Source organism: Streptomyces spiramyceticus (genome assembly GCF_028807635.1).
Taxonomy (GTDB): domain Bacteria; phylum Actinomycetota; class Actinomycetes; order Streptomycetales; family Streptomycetaceae; genus Streptomyces; species Streptomyces spiramyceticus.
In genome coordinates this window covers 2,103,584-2,121,863 of the sequence record NZ_JARBAX010000001.1, presented here as the reverse complement: position 1 = coordinate 2,121,863, position 18,280 = coordinate 2,103,584, and the positions used below count along the sequence as shown (strand labels likewise).

Sequence of the window (18,280 nt, the reverse complement as noted above, 5' to 3'; positions counted from 1 at the left end):
TTGCCTTCCGGCCACCTACTGTCGTGCCGACCGGCGGCCGCGGGTACGGGCGGATGTCCCCGCACAAGAGCCGCCGGACTCCCCTGAGATCCCTGCACGACACGCCACTGAGGTTGCGCGAAGGAGGGCCCATGGCCATCGACTACACGGTGATCGCCATTTACTTGGCCGGAATGCTGGCCATGGGCTGGTGGGGCATGCGCCGCGCCAAGTCCAAGAGCGAATTCCTGGTGGCGGGCCGCCGACTCGGCCCCAGCATGTACTCCGGCACGATGGCGGCCATCGTCCTCGGCGGCGCCTCCACCATCGGCGGCGTCGGCCTCGGCTACCAGTACGGCCTCTCCGGCGCCTGGATGGTCTTCGCCATCGGCCTCGGACTCCTCGCGCTCAGCATCTTCTTCTCCGCGCGCATCGCCCGCCTGAAGGTCTACACGGTCTCCGAGATGCTGGATCTCCGGTACGGCGGCGGCCGCGCCGGCATCATCTCCGGCGTTGTCATGTGGGCGTACACGCTCATGCTCGCCGTCACGTCGACCATCGCGTACGCCACGATCTTCGACGTCATCTTCAGCATGGACCGCGGCCTGTCGATCGTCCTCGGCGGCGCGATCGTCGTCGCGTACTCGACCCTCGGCGGCATGTGGTCGATCACGCTCACCGACATGGTGCAGTTCGTCGTCAAGACGATCGGCGTGCTGCTCCTGCTCCTGCCGATCGCGGTCGTCAAGGCGGGCGGCTTCAGCGAGATGAAGGCGAAGCTGCCCACCGAGTACTTCGACCCGCTGGGCATCGGCGGCGAGACGATCTTCACGTACGTGCTGATCTACACCTTTGGCATGCTGATCGGCCAGGACATCTGGCAGCGGGTCTTCACCGCCCGCAGCGACAAGGTCGCCCGTTACGGCGGCACGGTCGCCGGTACGTACTGCCTCGTCTACGCCCTCGCCGGCGCCGTCATCGGCACGGCCGCCAAGGTCCTCTACCCGAACCTCGCCAACGCGGACGACGCCTTCGCGACCATCGTCAGGGACGAGCTGCCGATGGGCGTCCGCGGCCTGGTCCTCGCGGCGGCGCTGGCCGCCGTGATGTCGACCTCGTCCGGCGCGCTGATCGCCTGCGCCACCGTCGCCAACAACGACATCTGGTCGCGGCTGCGCGGCGCCGTCGTACCGGGGGAGAAGGGCGGCGAGGCGCACGACGAGGTGCGCGGCAACCGCGCCTTCATCCTGATCATGGGCATCGCCGTCATCTGCATCGCGATCATGCTGAACAACGTCGTCGAGGCCCTCACCGTCGCCTACAACCTCCTGGTCGGCGGCCTGCTCGTACCGATCCTCGGCGGTCTCCTCTGGAAGCGCGGCACGGTGTACGGCGCCCTGGCGTCCGTGACCGTCGGCGGAGTCGCGGTCGTCGGCCTGATGGCGGTGTACGGCATCCTTGCCAATGAGCCCGTCTACTACGGCCTGTTGCTGTCCCTCGCGGCGTACGTCGTCGCCAGCCTGGCCACCCGCCCGACCGACGCCGCGGTGCTGGCCGCCTGGCGCGAGCGGCTGGCGGGGCGCGGGGCGGAACCCGAGCCCGAGGCCGAGTCCGAGTACGTCCCCACACCCGGCTAAAGTCGTATAACGCAACGAACAGCAAAAAACGCAATGAAGCGCAACGAAGCGCCCGGAAGAAGGCATTTCACATGAGCAGCAGCGAGAACCAGCCGCGCGGCCCCGTCGACTCCTCCCGCATCCCGCGGTACGCGGGCCCCGCGACGTTCGCGCGGCTGCCCCGCCTCGACGAGGTCGGCACCGCCGACGTCGCCGTCGTCGGTGTGCCCTTCGACTCCGGGGTCTCCTACCGCCCCGGCGCGCGCTTCGGCGGCAATGCGATCCGTGAGGCGTCGCGCCTCCTGCGCCCGTACAACCCGGCGCAGGACGCGTCGCCCTTCGCGCTCGCCCAGGTCGCGGACGCCGGTGACATCTCCGCCAACCCGTTCAACATCAACGAGGCCGTCGAGACGATCGAGGCCGCGGCCGACGACCTCCTCGGCACGGGCGCCCGCATGATGACGCTCGGCGGCGACCACACCATCGCGCTTCCCCTCCTGCGCTCCGTCGCGAAGAAGCACGGCCCGGTCGCCCTGCTGCACTTCGACGCGCACCTCGACACCTGGGACACGTACTTCGGCGCCGAGTACACCCACGGCACGCCGTTCCGCCGGGCCGTCGAAGAGGGCATCCTCGACACCGAGGCGCTCTCCCACGTGGGCATCCGCGGCCCGCTGTACGGCAAGCAGGACCTGACCGACGACGAGAAGATGGGCTTCGGCATCGTCACCTCCTCCGACGTCTACCGGCGCGGCGCCGACGAGGTCGCCGACCAGCTCCGCCAGCGCATCGGCGACCGCCCGCTGTACATCTCCATCGACATCGACTGCCTCGACCCGGCCCACGCGCCCGGCACGGGCACCCCGGAGGCGGGCGGCATGACCTCCCGCGAGCTCCTGGAGATCCTGCGGGGTCTGTCCTCCTGCAACCTCGTCTCGGCCGACGTCGTCGAGGTCGCCCCGGCGTACGACCACGCGGAGATCACCTCCGTCGCCGCCTCCCACACGGCGTACGAGCTGACCACGATCATGTCCCGGCAGATCGCGGCGGCGAGGACGGCGGGCTCGTCGCAGTGACCCACGACCACGACCTGGTGCTGCGCCCCACCGCCGCACAGACCGAGGCCGCGCTGAACCCTCCCGCCGGGCGCAACGGCGGCGACCTGGTCGTCGAGACCCTGGCCGGACTCGGCGCGACCACCGTCTTCGGCCTCCCCGGCCAGCACGCGCTCGGCATGTTCGACGCGCTGCGCCGCTCCTCGCTGTCGTACGTCGGCCTGCGCGTCGAGAACAACGCGGGCTTCGCCGCCGACGCGTACGGCCGCATCACCGGCGAGGCGGCCCCGCTGCTCCTCTCCACGGGCCCGGGCGCCCTGATGTCGCTCGCCGCGCTCCAGGAGGCCGCGGCGGCATCGGCGCCCGTCCTCGCGATCAGCAGCCAGGTCCCGTCGGCCGGGATCGGCGGCGGCCGGCACGGCTACCTGCACGAACTCCGCGACCAGAAGGCGTCGTTCCGCGACATCGTGAAGTCGGTCCACACGGTCCGTACGGCTTCGCAGATCCCGTCGGCGATCGCGGAGGCCTGGGAATCGGCCCTCACAGCCCCGCACGGCCCGGTGTGGATCGAGATCCCCCAGGACGTACTCCTCGCGGAGACGACTCTCCCCCGCGTCACGGCGATGGACGCGACCCCGCACGAGCTGGCGCCGCGCCCCGAACTGACCGCGGTGGCAGCCCACTTGCTGTCGACGGCCGCCCGCCCCGCAGTCATCGCGGGCGGTGGTGTCGTACGCTCCGACGCCTCCGGAAAGCTGCTCGCACTCGCCGAGACGCTGAACGCACCGGTCGTCACCACCTTCGGCGGCAAGGGCGCGTTCCCTTGGGAACACCCGCTCTCGCTCCAGTCGTGGCTGGAGGACCGCCACACTACGGACTTCCTCGAAGACGCGGACGTCCTCCTGGTCGTCGGCTCGGGCCTGGGCGAACTCTCCTCGAACTACTACACGTTCAAGCCGCGCGGCCGCGTGATCCAGATCGACGCGGACCTCGGCAAGCTGGAGTCCAACCACCCGGCTCTCGGCATCCACGCCGACGCTCGCCTGGCGCTGTCGGCGCTGCTGGAGACGGTGGAACCCCGCGAGGACGCGACGGCCGCGGAGCGCGCGGCCGAGGTGCGGGAGAAGGTCCGGGCCCGTATCGACGCCCAGGAGCTGACCCTGGAGCGCCAGGTGCTGGCGTCCGTCCGCGAGGCGCTGCCTGACACGTCCCCCAGCTTCTGGGACATGACGATCCTCGCGTACTGGGCGTGGTCCGCCTTCGACCCCCGCCACCCCAACACCATGCATTCGGCGCAGGGCGCGGGCGGCCTCGGCTACGGCTTCCCGGCGGCGATCGGCGCTGCGGCGGCCGACCCGACGACGCCGGTGCTCGCGGTGTCGGGCGACGGCGGCGCGATGTACTCCATCGCGGAACTGGCCACCGCCCGCCAGCACAACCTTCCGGTCACCTGGCTGATCGTGGACGACGGCGGCTACGGCATCCTCCGCGAGTACATGACCGACGCCTTCGACGAGGCCACGGGCACGGAACTCGCCCGCCCCGACTTCGTCGCCCTGGCCGAATCCTTCGGCGTACCGGCGATGCGTACGACGCCGGAGTCGCTGAGCGAGGACCTGGCGAAGGCACTGTCGGCCCCGGGTCCGTCGGTGGTCGTACTCCCGGCCCTGCTGCGGATGTTCGCCCCGACGCACCTCTGAGCCTGCGCGGAAACAGCTCCGGCCGCCGCCCGCTCCTGCGGGCGACGGCCGGAAGCCGGAAAGCGGGCCGAAGGCCGGACCTCAGACCTTGGTGAAGCACAGCGTGTAGTCGCCGCCCGGGTGGTTCGAGTACTGAATGCCGTAGTCGAACTTCGCCCCGCATTCCATGGCGGCGCCGTACAGCGTGTCGCCCGTCTTGTACTCCGCCTCGGGGGAGCCGCAGTCGACGATCGTCGGCAGCGGATCGCCCTTGGGGTCCTGGACCTTGACGCAGTCGCCGGCCTTCGGCTCGTGCTTCTTGTTCTTCTCGTTCTGCGCGTCCACGGCGGCTTGCTCCTTGGCCTTGCCGCCGTTGGGATTGGTGTTGTAGTCGTACACGTACCAGGCCCCACCGCCGAAGATCGCCAGGACAATGAGGACGGCGAACAGCGCCTGCACTGGGTGCGTCTGCTGCCCCTGCCTCTGCGGCCCTCGCGGCGGCTGCTGCGGCCCGGGCTGCGGCTGCGGATAGCCGTACGGCTGCTGCGGAGGGTGATTCTGGTAGGGCGGCGGCGGTGCGGACATGACTGAGTGACCCCGATGGTTGACGGCACGACAGAAGGTCAACACGATGTTGACCGATGCAGGCTACCGTTCGCCGCCTGATCTCCCATCAGCAGACCCCGTACGTCCGTCAGTACGAGATGAGATCCGCGATCTCGCGCGCGCTCCAGTGCCCGGCGGCTCCCGGGCAAGCTGCGACATAGGACGCGATGGTGGTCGCGTCCCACGCACCCGCCTGAAGCAGCCCTGCGGACAGGTACCGCACGTAGTCGGCGGACGGCCTGTTCCACTCGACTTCGCCGATGCTCCACGGAGCCGTGAAGGTGAGCATCGGTAAGCCGTCCAGCACGCCCGGGTGAATGAGCGTTTCGTAGCGACCGCTTCCCAGCGTCGCCCTGCCGCGGCTCAGCGCCTCGGTCAGGTCGAGGCCGCCGCCCGGCTCCCGGTACATCTCCTGGGCCGCGATGTCCGCGAACTGCTCAACCGTGACCAGATACGCCCGGCCGAATACCCGCCCCTTCGCCCCGGGATCGTAGAAGGCCCTCCCACCGGTCCACACCGGAGACTCCGTGGCGAAGTACAGTGCGCCGTCCAGCTCGACCGGGACAGATCTTTCCGGGGCACGTTGATCCCGGCACCCTGGGTAGGTCCTGGAGGCTCCCGGCGGACGACCGCCCGCGATGTAGAACGACAGGCGGTCCATATGCATGTTGGAGCCGTATGCCGTGTACCAGACATGGCCGTCCATAGGCGTCCTGCTCCCGCGTCCCGTACAACCTTTCCGTCTCCGACGTGTCATCTGTACAAGAACCACGAGGGGACGGAAGCCACACTATGACGCACAACCGAATAACCCGGGGCACGATCGCCGCAGTTCTGGCCGTGGGCGTACTCGTGCCCGCCGCCGCCGCAGCGCCCGCCGCTGCCGCCACCACGCCTACGGTGGCCTGCACATCAGGCAAGGCGGGGCTGGCGGCCAAGCTGACCACGGACATCACCGCGGCGCTCAAGGGACGGAAGTCCACGACGGCGATCTCGCTGTACGACCGCACCACCAAGACCACCTGCACCCTGCGTTCCACCCAGAAGTACGACTCCGCCAGCGTGGTCAAGGTGACCGTCCTCGCCGTGCTGCTGTGGGACGCCAAGAAGACCAACCGCTACCTGACGTCCACCGAGACCAGGCTCGCCACCGCCATGATCACCAAGTCGGACAACAGCGCCACCAGCACACTGTGGCGACAGCTCGGCATGACCAAGATCAAGGCGTTCCTGCAGGCCGCCGGGATGACACAGACCGTCCCCGGCACCGGCGGCTACTGGGGACTCACGCAGATCACCGCACGCGACGAGCAGAAGCTGCTTGCCCTGCTCACCGCGAAGAACACCGTCCTGAGCGACAATTCGCGGTCGTACACCCTCGGCCTGATGAGCAAGGTCATCTCCTCCCAGCGCTGGGGCACTCCCGCCGGCGCCCCGGCCACCGCCACCATCCAGGTCAAGAACGGCTGGCTGCCCCGTGCCACGTACGGCTGGCGGGTGCACTCCATCGGTGCGTTCACGGGCGGCGGCCACAACTACGCGATCACGATCCTCACGCAGGACAACGAGACCATGGACGACGGCGTGAACACCATCCAGGCCGTGTCCCGGGCGGTCCACAAGGCCCTCAACCCGACGGCCCGCGCCTCGACGCTCTACGCCCCGACGGAAGCACCGCGCGAGGTGATCCCGGCCGTGCCGCAGGGCTGACGAGTTCGTACGGGTCCTAGGACCAGAGACCCGTCTTTGTTGCAGCGGGATGAAAACGGCCCCCAGCCGCGTTGGTGCCTTCCGGTAGAGCAGGACGATCGGGAGGCATCAGTGGCGTCGGCGGCAGATCAAGGGTGGGCACGGCGGCTGGCCGGGTACGCCTGGCGGTACCGGCGCAATGTCGTCCTCGCGCTCGGGTCGTCGCTCGGCGGCATGGCGGTCATGGCCCTCGTGCCGCTGATCACCAAGATCGTCATCGACGACGTCATCGGTGACCATTCGCGCTCGCTCGCCGTCTGGACCGGGCTCCTGATAGCCGCAGCCGTCGTCGTGTACGTCCTCACGTACATCCGCCGCTACTACGGCGGCCGCCTCGCCCTCGACGTCCAGCACGACCTCCGTACCGAGATGTACGGGACGATCAGCCGGCTCGACGGGAGACGGCAGGACGAGCTGTCCACCGGGCAGGTCGTCGGCCGCGCCACCAGCGACCTTCAGCTGATCCAGAGCCTGCTCTTCATGCTGCCCATGACCATCGGCAACTTCCTGCTCTTCCTGATCTCCCTCGTGATCATGGCGTGGCTTTCGCCGCTGCTCACCCTGGTCGCGCTCGCCGTCGCCCCCGCCCTGTGGTTCATCGCCAAGCTGAGTCGCGTCCGGCTCTTCCCCGCCACCTGGTACGCCCAGGGGCAGGCCGCCGCCGTCGCGGGCGTCGTCGACGGCGCCGTGTCCGGCGTACGCGTCGTCAAGGGCTTCGGGCAGGAGGACCAGGAGACCGGCAAGCTGCGCGAGGTCAGCCGGCGGCTCTTCGCCGGGCGGATGCGCACCGTCAGACTGAATTCCCGGTACACCCCGGCCCTCCAGGCCGTGCCCGCCCTGGGGCAAGTGGCGATGCTGGCGCTCGGCGGCTGGCTGGCCACGCGCGGCGAGATCACTCTCGGTACGTTCGTCGCCTTCTCCGCCTACCTTGCACAGCTCGTCGGGCCGGTCCGGATGCTGGCCATGGTGCTCACCGTCGCGCAGCAGGCGAGGGCCGGTGTCGAGCGCGTACTGGAGCTGATCGACACCGAGCCGTCCATCGCGGACGGCACCAAGGAACTTCCGGCCGATGCCGAGGCGACCGTCGAGTTCGACGACGTTAGCTTCGGTTACGACGACGAGCGGCCCGTACTCGACGGCTTCTCGCTGGAGATCCGGTCCGGCGAGACCGTCGCCGTCGTCGGCTCGTCCGGCAGCGGAAAGTCCACGATCTCGCTCCTCCTGCCGCGCTTCTACGACGTGTCGCGCGGGGCCGTCCTCGTCGGCGGGCACGACGTCCGCGAGCTCACCCTGGACTCGCTCCGGGCCGCCATCGGGCTCGTACCCGAGGACAGCTTCCTGTTCTCCGACACCGTCCGGGCCAACATCGCCTACGGCTGCCCCGACGCTACGGACGAGCAGATCGAGACCGCCGCCCGCGCCGCCCAGGCCGACCGCTTCATCTCCGAGCTGCCGGCCGGCTACGACACGACCGTCGGCGAGCACGGCCTGACGCTCTCCGGCGGCCAGCGCCAGCGCATCGCCCTCGCCCGCGCCATCCTCACCGACCCCCGGCTCCTCCTCCTCGACGACGCCACGTCCGCCGTCGACGCCCGGGTCGAGCACGAGATCCACGAGGCGCTGAAGTCCGTCATGGCCGGGCGTACGACGCTGCTCATTGCCCACCGCCGCTCCACCCTCAACCTCGCCGACCGCATCGCAGTCCTCGACGGCGGCCGCCTCGCCGACATCGGCACGCACGACGAGCTCCAGCAGCGCTCGGCGCTCTACCGGCGGCTGCTGACCGACCCCGACGAGCTCGGCGGCGTATCGCCCGGTCACACGCTCCTCAAGGCTCCGGAACCGGCCGAGGACCGGACCGTGCAGGCCGAACTGGACGCCGAGTTCGACGCCGAGCGCGGCATCACGCCCGACCTGTGGGTGCGCGACGAGAGCTCTCCCGACAAGGCCACCGACCACGCGCCCGGCATGCCGGCCACCCCCGAGCTCCTCGCCCAGGTCGACGCGCTGCCGCCCGCCGACGACGTTCCGGCCGTCGACGAGGCCCGCGCCGTCCAGCCGGAGGAGTCGTACGGCCTGCGCCGCCTGCTGCGCGGCTTCGGGCTGCCGCTGCTGTTCAGCCTGCTCCTCGTGGCCCTCGACGCCGGGATGGGGCTGCTGCTGCCGATCCTGATCCGGCACGGCATCGACGAAGGCGTCACCCAGCTCGCGCTCGGCGCGGTCTGGACGGCCGCCGGGCTCGCGCTGCTGTCCGTGGTCGTGCAGTGGGCGGCGCAGACCGGCGAGATACGGATGACGGGGCGGACCGGCGAGCGTGTTCTGTATGCGCTCCGCCTCAAGATCTTCGCCCAGCTCCAGCGGCTCGGTCTGGACTACTACGAGCGCGAGCTGACCGGCCGCATCATGACCCGCATGACGACCGATGTTGACGCTTTGTCGACATTCCTGCAGACCGGGCTCGTCACGGCCTTCGTCTCCCTCGTCACCTTCTTCGGCATCATGGCCGCGCTCGTCGTCATCGATGTGCAGCTGGCGCTGGTCGTCTTCGCGACGCTGCCGGTTCTGGTCATCGGCACGTACTTCTTCCGGAAGAAGAGCGTGGCGGCGTACGAGCTGGCACGCGACCGGGTCGGTCTCGTCAACGCCGACCTCCAGGAGTCCGTGTCCGGGCTGCGCATCGTCCAGGCGTTCCGGCGTGAGCGCACAGGCGCTGTGCGGTTCGCGGAGCGCAGTGCGAGCTACCGGCAGGCGCGGGTGCGCGGTCAGTGGCTGATCTCGGTGTACTTCCCGTTCGTGCAGCTGTTGTCGTCCGTCGCCGCCGCGGCGGTGCTGATCGTGGGCGCGGGGCGGGTGGACGCGGGCACGCTGACCACCGGTGCGCTGGTTGCCTACCTCCTCTACATCGACCTGTTCTTCGCGCCCGTACAGCAGCTCTCCCAGGTCTTCGACGGCTACCAGCAGGCCACCGTCTCGCTGCGGCGCATCCAGGAGCTCCTCCAGGAGCCGACGTCGACCGGCGACGCCGACAGGCCGAAGGCCGTCCCGTCGCTGCGCGGCGAAATCGCCTTCGAGGACGTGCATTTCACGTATGTGAAGGAAGGGGTCGGCGACGAGGAAGAGGCCCTCACCGGCATCGACCTGCGCATCCCCGCCGGCCAGTCCGTCGCCTTCGTCGGCGAGACCGGCGCGGGCAAGTCGACCCTGGTCAAGCTGGTCGCGCGGTTCTACGATCCGACGAAGGGCCGCATCACGGCCGACGGAGCCGACCTGCGCGACCTCGACATCACGGCGTACCGGCACCGCCTGGGCGTCGTACCGCAGGAGGCGTACCTCTTCGCCGGTACGGTCCGCGACGCGATCGCCTACGGGCGGCCCGAAGCGACCGACGCCGAGGTCGAGGCGGCGGCCCGGGCGGTCGGCGCGCACGACATGATCGCGACGCTGGACGGCGGCTACCTCCACGAAGTCGCCGAACGCGGCCGCAACCTCTCCGCGGGCCAGCGCCAGCTCATCGCCCTCGCCCGCGCCGAACTCGTCGACCCCGACGTCCTGCTCCTCGACGAGGCGACCGCCGCCCTGGACCTGGCTACGGAGGCGCAGGTCAACCAGGCCACGGACAGCCTCACCGGCCGCCGCACCACCTTGGTCGTCGCCCACCGCCTCACGACGGCGGCGCGCGCGGACCGGGTGGTGGTCATGGACCACGGTCGGGTCGTCGAGGACGGCACGCACGACGAACTGCTGGCGCTGGACGGGACGTACGCCCGGCTGTGGCGCACCTTCGTGGGCGAGGACGAGCCCGCGGCCGTCTGAGTACGCCGGCGGCGCACATTTCGCGGCGAATTCCGCCACGAATTCAGCTGCAACCGCACCGTGCCTCTTGTGCGTCCGTACGCACGTACGCTCATGTGGGGGAAGGGGACACGAGTGTTCGGTGGGGCGATGAGAAAACACTTGAAATACGGCATATATGGACTTGCCATCCTGATCGCGGCCGCAGGCCTGACCCTTGCGGGCCCCGGCGCCCGGAGCGCCGAGGCCGCAGCTTCGACATGCGCCGGCCGCAAGGTGAAAACGGTCTCCTTCGCGACCGGCGAACTGCGCATCTACAAGAGCCGTCGTTACGTCTGCGCCATGACCGTTTCCAAGAGCCCCGGTGTGCGACGGCACATGTCCGTCACCGTCCAGGCGCGCGGCAGCCGCACCGCCAAGGACAGCGGCCACTTCACGCACCGGGCCGGCCCGGTGAAGGTCTACGCCCTCAACCGGTGTGTACGGGCCGAGGGTTCGATCGGCGTCAGGAAGGTCTCCACTGGCTGGATTCTCTGCTGACCCTGGTGGTAAGGGAGTTGCCCGGCTAGGTTCGCCCCGTCGTCTGTGACTACAGGGGAGGGCGAATGGGGCGCAAGGCGCTCAGATGGCTGCTGTCGATAGTGGTGCTCATAGGCACCGTGGGAATCGGCGGCGCCGCGCCGGCCGGGGCGGTCACCACCGCCGCAGAGCCGGACATCAAGGAACGCATACTCGCGATACCGGGCATGAGCCTGGTCGAGGAGAAGCCGTACACCGGCTATCGCTATTTCGTACTGAACTACACCCAGCCGGTCGACCACCGGGACCCGTCCAAGGGCACCTTCAAGCAGCGGATCACCTTGCTGCACAAGGACACCAGCCGCCCGACGGTCTTCTTCACCAGTGGCTACAACGTCTCGACGACCCCTCGGCGCAGTGAGCCGACGGCGATCATCGACGGCAACCAGGTGTCGATGGAGTACCGCTTCTTCACCCCGTCCCGGCCGTCGCCGGCCGACTGGTCGAAGCTCGACATCAAGCAGGCCGCGAGCGACCAGCACCGCATCTTCAAGGCCCTGAAGAAGATCTACTCCAAGAAGTGGATCTCCACCGGCGGCTCCAAGGGCGGCATGACCGCGACGTACTACGAGCGCTTCTACCCGCGCGACATGGACGGCGTCGTCGCGTACGTCGCGCCCAACGACGTGGTGAACAAGGAGGACGCGGCGTACGACCGCTTCTTCCGCAACGTCGGCACCAAGGAGTGCCGCGACGCCCTGAACGCCGTACAGCGCGAGGCACTTGAGCGGCGTGGCCCGCTGAGCGCCAAGGTCAAGGAGTGGGCGGACGCCAACAACGCCTCCTTCGACACCGTCGGCAGCCTGGACAAGGCGTACGAGTCCACGGTTCTCGACTTCGTGTGGGCCTTCTGGCAGTACAGCCGGGCGGCGGACTGCGCGGACGTACCCGCCGCGGACTCCTCGGACCAGGTGATCTACGACTACGTCGACGCGATCTCCGGCTTCTCCGCCTACAGCGACCAGAGCCTGGCGACGTACACGCCGTACTACTACCAGGCGGGCACCCAGCTGGGCGCACCGCAGGTCAAGTACCCGCACCTCGACGGCCTCATGAAGTACGGCCCGGACTTCTTCCAGCCGCGCGTCTACGTGCCGCGCGACATCCCGATGAAGTTCAGCCCGAGCGCGATGCGGGACGTGGACAGCTGGGTGCGGCACAACGCCACACGGATGCAGTTCGTGAACGGGCAGAACGACCCGTGGAGCGCCGAGCCGTTCCGCCTCGGCAAGGGCGCGCGCGACTCCTACGTCTACACCGCGCCCGGCGCCAACCACGGCGCCAATGTCGCGGGCCTCGCCCCCGCCGAGAAGGCGAAGGCGACCGCGGCGATCCTCGAATGGGCGGGCGTGGCCCCGGCCGCCGTCCAGGCGGACCCGGCGAAGGCCAAGAGGCTGACCGGTTTCGACGCGAAGCTCGACAAGCGTGACGTGCAGCGCGAGCAGACCCTGAGGCCGTAACGCTCCTCCTTGCACCGTGGGCTGTGCCCGTCGTCGTTGTGGTGTCTCACACGCGACGGGCGCAGCCCACCGCCTTTTCCCCGCCCAGCTGTACGTACAACTGCGTGGGAGGCGGGCACTGCGCCCGCCGCTGCACCGCGGCCGCCACCCTGAACTGCGGGGCCTTCTCGCCCGACCCGTCGCACGGCGTCTCCTTCACCTGCCCCTTGCTCGCGGTGTAGACGCAGTCCCCGACGACGGTGCGCGGGCCGCCGCCCCTGCCCGGGTCGCCCGGATGCGGTTCCTCCAGATTGCGCATGCAGGCGAATCCGCGCGCCACAGCTCCGTCGCCGTCCTCGTCGAAGGCGGGCCGGCTCTCCGAGATGTGCAGCACGAAGTCCGTACGGGCCGGGCACGCCGACCCGCCGACGGGCTCGCCGCCGGGCCGCCCCTCGTGCCGGGCCAGGACCCGGGCGGCGGCCTTCTCACTGGCGCAGGGCACTTCGCGGAAGTCGCGTCCGCGCAGCGACCCGTGCGAGCTGCATTCGTCGATGCCGAGGAAAGTCGCGCCGTACCCCGACGGCGTGACCGTGCCGGCGAGCGCGCCGCCGGAACCGCCGCCGCCTCCCTCGGACGCCCTCTGACAAGCAGTCAGCGACGTCACCACCGCGAGCAACAGGGCACACACCACCCCCGTGAACCGATCCATCCGCATGCCGAACCCCCCGATACGTCCACACAGCGTGACCCGCCGGAGCGGGCGCACGCCAGACGCGCGGGGGGCTTTGCGCCTATCGGGGGTGGTGCGCCGGTGGTGCGGTGGTGGTTCGGCGTACGGGGCGTACGCCTAATAAGTCAGCCCGTACCCGACCGGATACAGCACCTTCGCCGGATCGTCCGCGCGCTGTATCGGTACGGGCAGCCTCCCCTCGGGGCGGATCTTTCCGGCGATGACCCGGACCGCCGCACGGAGTTCCACGTCGGTCCAGGAGTACGCCGCCACACTCGCGGCGAACCCGCTGAGCCGGGCGATGTCGTACGGATTGCGGATGGCGAGGCAGACGACGGGCACCCCGGTGGCCGCGAGCGCACTGACGAGGGTGCGCTGCGGGCTGGTCGCGGACACGTTGTACGTCCCCACTACCACCACATCCTTCCCCTTGGCGGCGGCGACCGCCTCGTCGATCTTCGCCTGGGTGGGCGTGATCCCGGTGGACAGGGCGGTGGCGTTGAAGCCCAGCTCGGTGAACGCGCCGGCGATGACGGTGGTGGGCGGCCCGGTGCTCCCGGAGGGGGACGCGGGATCGGCCCCGACGACCAGCACATTGTTGTGGGTGCGAAGGCTGAGCGGCAGCAGCCCGCCGGTGTTGGCCAGCAGGGTGGTGGTGCCTTCGGCGATCCGGTCGGCCGCGGCGAGGTGCGAACGCACGCCCACGGTCCGGTCGACTCCCTCGTGGGACACATAGGGATCGCGGAACAGCCCGAGCTTGGCCTTGAGCCGTAGGATCCGCAGGACGGACTCCTCCAACCTGCTCATGCTCACCTCGCCGTCCTTGACGGCCTTGAGGACGGCGTTCCAGGCGACGGGCAGGTCCGGCGGGTTCAGCAGCTGGTCGCACCCGGCGAGGAGCGCGAGGACGGGCACCCGGTCGTCGCCGTACTTCTGGCGTACGCCCGCCATGGTGAGGGAGTCGGTGACGACGACTCCGTCGTAGCCGAGCCGCTCGCGCAGTACGCCGGTGAGGATCGGCCGGGAGAGCGTGGCCGGGTCCTTGGCGGGGTCGAGCGCGGGCACCACAATGTGCGCGGTCATGATCGAGTCGATGCCGGCGGCGACAGCGGCGCGGAACGGCGGGGCGTCCAGCTGCTCCCACTGCTCGGCGGTGTGGTGGATGGTGGGGAGGGCGTAGTGACTGTCGTCCTTGGTGTCGCCGTGCCCGGGGAAGTGCTTGGACGTGGCCGCGATCCCGGCCCCCTGATAGCCCTTGACCTGCGCGGCGACCATGCCCGCAACGGCCTGCGGGTCGGCCCCGAAGGACCGTACGCCGATGACGGGGTTGGCGGGGTTGACGTTGACGTCGGCGACGGGCGCGTAGTTCTGCACGATGCCCATCGCCGCCAGCTCGGCCCCCGCGATCCGCGCCGCCTTGCGCGCGTCACGGGTCGACCCGCCCGCCCCGAGCGCCATCGCGCCGGGCACGAGGGTGGCGGGCTTGCCGACGCGGGCGACGATGCCGTGCTCCTGGTCGGTGGAGATGAGGAGGGGGAGGGGCGTGCGCTGGGCGAGCCCTGCCCGCTGGATGCCGTTGGAGAGGTCGGCGATCTGGTGCGGGTCGCGGGTGTTGTGCGCCCAGGCGAAGTAGATGATGCCGCCGACGTGGTACTTCGCGACGAGCTCGGCGGCGGTCCTGACCCCCATCTCCTTGAGATTGAGGTCGATGTCGGCCTGGTCGGGCTCGGTCGCGGAGTGCCCGTACACGCGCATGACGAAGAGCTGGCCGACCTTCTCCTCCAGGCTCATGCGGGAGATGAGGCGCTTGAGACGGTCGCGAGTTGAGGCGCTGTCAGAGGCGACGGGGGAGGCGGTGGGGGCGGCGGCTGTGGTCGCGGCGGCCACAGCGGCCGTGGCTGTGGCGATGAGCAGGGTGCGTCTGGAGGTGCCTCTGGATGTGCGGTGGTGGTGCACGTGAGCTCCTTCCGGCCGTACTCGACAAGGGAGTTGAAGGAAACTGCCAAGGAGTCACGGATATCCGGAAAGTAACTGCCAGGTCAAGGCGCCGCGCAAAGTTGAAGCCGCCACCGGCGCATTTGGAGGGGGGCGCACCGGCGGCGACTGCGCTGCCGGCCGCAGGCGGTTGGAGAGGGGGTCAGCGATCGCAGCCAGCAGCGAGAGCCGACACCGCTCTGCGGAGATTCACCGGCAGTACGCCGGTTGGACGGAGGGGGCGCGCGGAGGGTTCCCTGCGGGCGGGGATTTCGCGAAATGGTGCGGATGGTGTGCGCAGGGGGTGTCCGATCAGATGGGGAACAGCCTGATCTTGACGCCGATCGCGTCGGCCAGATGCGTCAGATCACCGGGATCGCTGGTCACCACGGCGGCTTGATGCTGGACGGCGGTGGCAACGACGATCGCATCCACGACGTCGGAGGTGGCCGAAGCTCCACAGACCACGCCGGCGGCACGCCCGGTGCGCTGGTCGTCGGGGAGGACGTCGCAGCCTTTGAGGACACGGGAGATCTGGTGCTGCGGTCCGCCGCGCCAAGCTTGGGCGAGTACGACCACGGGCACGATCGGACGGATGCGGGCTGCGGTCAGCTCGTCGTGCAGGGCGATGAAGTCCGCGTTGCGGCGCTCGGCAGCGACCAGTGCGCCTGTGTCGTAGACGATCGCGCGCACTATCCGGCCGCCCGCCAGGACTCGTCGTCCAGCAGGCCGGCTTCCAAGAGGAACTGGCGGGCGCGCTGCCGGGATTCCTCGGGAAGCTTTCCGTGCTCGGTCTCGTACTCGGCCACCAGCTCGCTGGCTGCGGCCCTTGCGTCGGCGCGGAGCGTGGCTGCCCGGGCTTTCTCGATCGCGGCCTCGGCCAGCCAGGTGGACACCGGCTTGCCCTCTTCCTCGGCCGCCGCCTTGATCGTCTCCTCGACCTCGGGCGGAACCGAGATCGACAGCTTCCTTGCGGTCATTTCTTCACCGTACGCTCGGTAGGAAGGCATTCCTACCGCATTCACTCGCGAGTGTGACGCAGCCCGCCGCTTGCAGTGGCCGCCGCCGGGACAGATCGAGCACTCCGCGCCATGCGTAAGCAGCACTACCTCCCGTTCTCCCTCCTGGTGCCAGTCTTCGGGATGTCATCGGGGGCTCTGCTGCTGGACGAGTGCATCAGCCCCCTGCGCTGGTGCGCGGCGGTGCTGCTGGTGGGCGGGGTGGCGCTGGCCTCGCTGGGGAGGACCCCTTCCCCTGCGCCGGTGATCGTGCCGGCGCCGGTCGTGCCCGAGAAGTCGTCAGCCTGACCGGTGTCCGGCGAGCCGCTCCAGATACTTCCGCCCGGCCGCCAGCAGCCCCGGCAGCTCCGCCGCCTCCGGATACCACCGCTTCTCGTACTCCCAGCACAGCCAGTCGTCGTCGTCGAGCAGCGCGACGCACTCGCCGAGCGGCAGCACGCCGGTCCCCAGCGCGAGCGGAGTCGTGTCGTCCGCCGATGCGATGTCCTTGACCTGGGTGTATCCGAGGTGTGGGGCGAGTACGGCGTGGGTTGCCGCCGGAGTCTCGCCGCCCAGCCAGGTGTGCATGACGTCCCACAGCGCGCCCACGTTCTTGTGGCCGACCGGGCCCAGGATGCGGGAGGCCGCCGCGCCCGTGCGGTGGGAGTCGTGGGTTTCCAGCAGGATGCGTACGCCCATGTCGGCGGCGGTTTCGGCCGCCCGGCCCAGGCGCCGCGCCGCCGTCGCGTCGGCCTCCTCCTGGCTCTGCTCGTCGCCTCCGCCGGGGAAGACGCGGACGTACGGGGCGCCGAGGTCGCGGGCGAGGATCAGCAGGCCGTCGAGTTCCTCGTGCACGGCGGCGTCGTCGCCGGGGGCCGCCACCCGGACGTACCCGGCCAGAGCCAGAATCTCGACGCCAGCCCCGTCGAACTCGCCCACCACATCCGCGCGTTCGCTCGCTCCGATGCCGGAGTGGACCGGCTCCTCGGGGTGGGCGCGCAGCTCCACGCCGGCGTAGCCGGTTCCGGTCGCCAGGCGCAGTACGTCGCTGATCGGCATGCCGGGCACCCCGAGTGTGGAGAACGCGTACTTCACTTCGATGCTCCTTCTTGGAGGGGGAGCCGCCAGTCCTGGCCCACCAGGTCCGCTCCGTACGAGCGGTGCGGCTTCTCGGCGACGAGTGTGAATCCGGCGCGCTGGTAGATCTTGCGGGCGGCGGTCAGCACATCGTTCGTCCACAGCACGACTTCCCGGTACCCCACCTCGTATGCGAAGTCCACGACCGTTCGGACCAGTCGTTCACCCAGGCCGTGGCCGCGCGCCGAGGGGTCGACCAGCAGGAGGCGCAGCCGGGCGGTGCCGGGGGCGTCGTCCCGTACGCACATCACCGAACCCACCGGCCGGCCGTCGAGCTCGGCGATCCAGACGCGCTCCAGGTGGGGGTCGTGGTCCTGGGCGAAGTCCGCGACGATACGGGCGACGAGGCCCTCGAAGTCCGCGTTCCAGCCGAACTCTGCGGCGTACAGCGCGCCGTGCCGCTGCACGATCCAGCCGAGGTCGCCCGGCACGGGGTCGCGCAGCACCGGCGCTTCGGGGGCGTGCGGCGTACTGCTGCTGAGAATCTCCCGGACTGTGCGCATCGCCGCGGTAAGGCGAGGGCGCTCCTCCGGCCGTACGCCGGACAGCAGCGAGCCGACGGCTTCGCGCGAGCGCTCGTCGAGGAGGGCCGCCGCTTCCCGGCCCCTCGCTGTCAGGCTGACACGCCGGCGCCGGGCGTCCTCCTCGGACGGGCTCCGCTCGATCAGCCCGTCCTGCTCGAAATTGGCCAGCAGCCGGCTCAAGTAACCGGCGTCCAGCGACAGGCGGGTGCGCAGGTCCGCCGCGTCCGTATGCGGGGAGTGGGTCAGCTCGTACAGGACGCGGGATTCGGTCAGCGTGTACGGCGTGTAGAGGTGGCGGCTGTAATCGAGCGCGCCGATGAGGTTGGTGTAGAAGCGGTTGAACGCGCGGATTTCCTGAACAGCCATGATCCACTCCGGCATTTCCTTGACTGAGTCAACGGTATGCCGGAGCGGTCGCGTACG

At 69.9% G+C, this 18,280-nt stretch carries 15 protein-coding genes and 1 pseudogene; 8 read left to right on the top strand and 8 right to left on the bottom strand.

All coding sequences use genetic code 11. The features are described from left to right. Window positions 1-131: 131 nt before the first annotated feature. The 3 genes from PXH83_RS09495 (at window position 132) to PXH83_RS09485 (ending at window position 4,350) form a co-directional block, all read left to right on the top strand. Window positions 132-1,616, top strand: a complete 1,485-nt coding sequence (locus PXH83_RS09495; protein WP_274558825.1) for a sodium:solute symporter family protein — start codon at window positions 132-134, stop codon at window positions 1,614-1,616. A 71-nt stretch (window positions 1,617-1,687) separates the two neighbouring features. Further along, the gene (gene speB, locus PXH83_RS09490; protein WP_274558823.1) at window positions 1,688-2,671 is read left to right on the top strand and encodes an agmatinase; all 984 of its coding nucleotides are present in this window, start codon (window positions 1,688-1,690) and stop codon (window positions 2,669-2,671) included. Continuing rightward, complete coding sequence (locus tag PXH83_RS09485; protein WP_274558822.1) at window positions 2,668-4,350, top strand: thiamine pyrophosphate-binding protein; 1,683 nt, start codon at window positions 2,668-2,670, stop codon at window positions 4,348-4,350. Before speB ends, PXH83_RS09485 begins: the two co-directional genes overlap by 4 nt. Window positions 4,351-4,431: 81 nt before the next feature. Here PXH83_RS09485 and PXH83_RS09480 read toward each other — a convergent pair whose 3' ends face one another. Both PXH83_RS09480 and PXH83_RS09475 read right to left on the bottom strand, forming a co-directional pair. After that, complete coding sequence (locus tag PXH83_RS09480; RefSeq protein WP_274558821.1) at window positions 4,432-4,914, bottom strand: LppU/SCO3897 family protein; 483 nt, start codon at window positions 4,912-4,914, stop codon at window positions 4,432-4,434. A gap of 109 nt (window positions 4,915-5,023) precedes the next feature. Then, window positions 5,024-5,641, bottom strand: a complete 618-nt coding sequence (locus PXH83_RS09475) for a histone deacetylase (RefSeq protein ID WP_274558819.1) — start codon at window positions 5,639-5,641, stop codon at window positions 5,024-5,026. Window positions 5,642-5,727: 86 nt separating this feature from the next. Here PXH83_RS09475 and PXH83_RS09470 point away from each other — a divergent pair, with 86 nt between their 5' ends. From PXH83_RS09470 to PXH83_RS09455, 4 genes are all read left to right on the top strand, one after another. Further along, entirely contained in the window at window positions 5,728-6,645 is a 918-nt protein-coding gene (locus PXH83_RS09470) for a serine hydrolase (protein ID WP_274558816.1), read from the top strand. A gap of 111 nt (window positions 6,646-6,756) precedes the next feature. Beyond that, window positions 6,757-10,497 carry an ABC transporter ATP-binding protein gene (locus PXH83_RS09465; protein ID WP_274558814.1) on the top strand — a complete coding sequence of 1,247 codons (3,741 nt, stop codon included), beginning with the start codon at window positions 6,757-6,759 and terminating at the stop codon, window positions 10,495-10,497. A 129-nt stretch (window positions 10,498-10,626) separates the two neighbouring features. Continuing rightward, window positions 10,627-11,016, top strand: coding sequence for a hypothetical protein (locus tag PXH83_RS09460; RefSeq protein ID WP_274558812.1), 390 nt, complete (start codon window positions 10,627-10,629; stop codon window positions 11,014-11,016). A gap of 65 nt (window positions 11,017-11,081) precedes the next feature. Beyond that, the gene (locus tag PXH83_RS09455; protein WP_274558810.1) at window positions 11,082-12,515 is read left to right on the top strand and encodes a S28 family serine protease; all 1,434 of its coding nucleotides are present in this window, start codon (window positions 11,082-11,084) and stop codon (window positions 12,513-12,515) included. 46 nt (window positions 12,516-12,561) lie between these two features. Here PXH83_RS09455 and PXH83_RS09450 read toward each other — a convergent pair whose 3' ends face one another. The 4 genes from PXH83_RS09450 to PXH83_RS09435 form a co-directional block, all read right to left on the bottom strand. Beyond that, the gene (locus tag PXH83_RS09450; RefSeq protein ID WP_274558807.1) at window positions 12,562-13,209 is read right to left on the bottom strand and encodes a hypothetical protein; all 648 of its coding nucleotides are present in this window, start codon (window positions 13,207-13,209) and stop codon (window positions 12,562-12,564) included. Window positions 13,210-13,341: 132 nt separating this feature from the next. Next, entirely contained in the window at window positions 13,342-15,180 is a 1,839-nt protein-coding gene (locus PXH83_RS09445; protein ID WP_274558805.1) for a glycoside hydrolase family 3 protein, read from the bottom strand. A gap of 330 nt (window positions 15,181-15,510) precedes the next feature. Next, window positions 15,511-15,891 (bottom strand): PIN domain-containing protein, encoded by a 381-nt coding sequence (locus PXH83_RS09440; RefSeq protein ID WP_274558803.1) that lies wholly within the window; start codon window positions 15,889-15,891, stop codon window positions 15,511-15,513. Then, on the bottom strand, window positions 15,891-16,178 hold the full coding sequence (locus PXH83_RS09435) for a hypothetical protein (protein WP_274558801.1): 288 nt from the start codon (window positions 16,176-16,178) through the stop codon (window positions 15,891-15,893). The genes PXH83_RS09440 and PXH83_RS09435 overlap by 1 nt, the downstream gene beginning before the upstream one ends. 132 nt (window positions 16,179-16,310) lie before the next feature. Here PXH83_RS09435 and PXH83_RS09430 point away from each other — a divergent pair. Further along, window positions 16,311-16,505 (top strand): annotated as a pseudogene (locus PXH83_RS09430) (EamA family transporter); the annotation flags it as partial. Here PXH83_RS09430 and PXH83_RS09425 read toward each other — a convergent pair. Both PXH83_RS09425 and PXH83_RS09420 read right to left on the bottom strand, forming a co-directional pair. After that, window positions 16,497-17,291, bottom strand: a complete 795-nt coding sequence (locus PXH83_RS09425) for a sugar phosphate isomerase/epimerase family protein (protein ID WP_274558799.1) — start codon at window positions 17,289-17,291, stop codon at window positions 16,497-16,499. The pseudogene PXH83_RS09430 and the gene PXH83_RS09425 overlap by 9 nt on opposite strands. After that, entirely contained in the window at window positions 17,288-18,223 is a 936-nt protein-coding gene (locus PXH83_RS09420) for a bifunctional helix-turn-helix transcriptional regulator/GNAT family N-acetyltransferase (protein ID WP_274558797.1), read from the bottom strand. Before PXH83_RS09420 ends, PXH83_RS09425 begins: the two co-directional genes overlap by 4 nt. Window positions 18,224-18,280 lie beyond the last annotated feature (57 nt).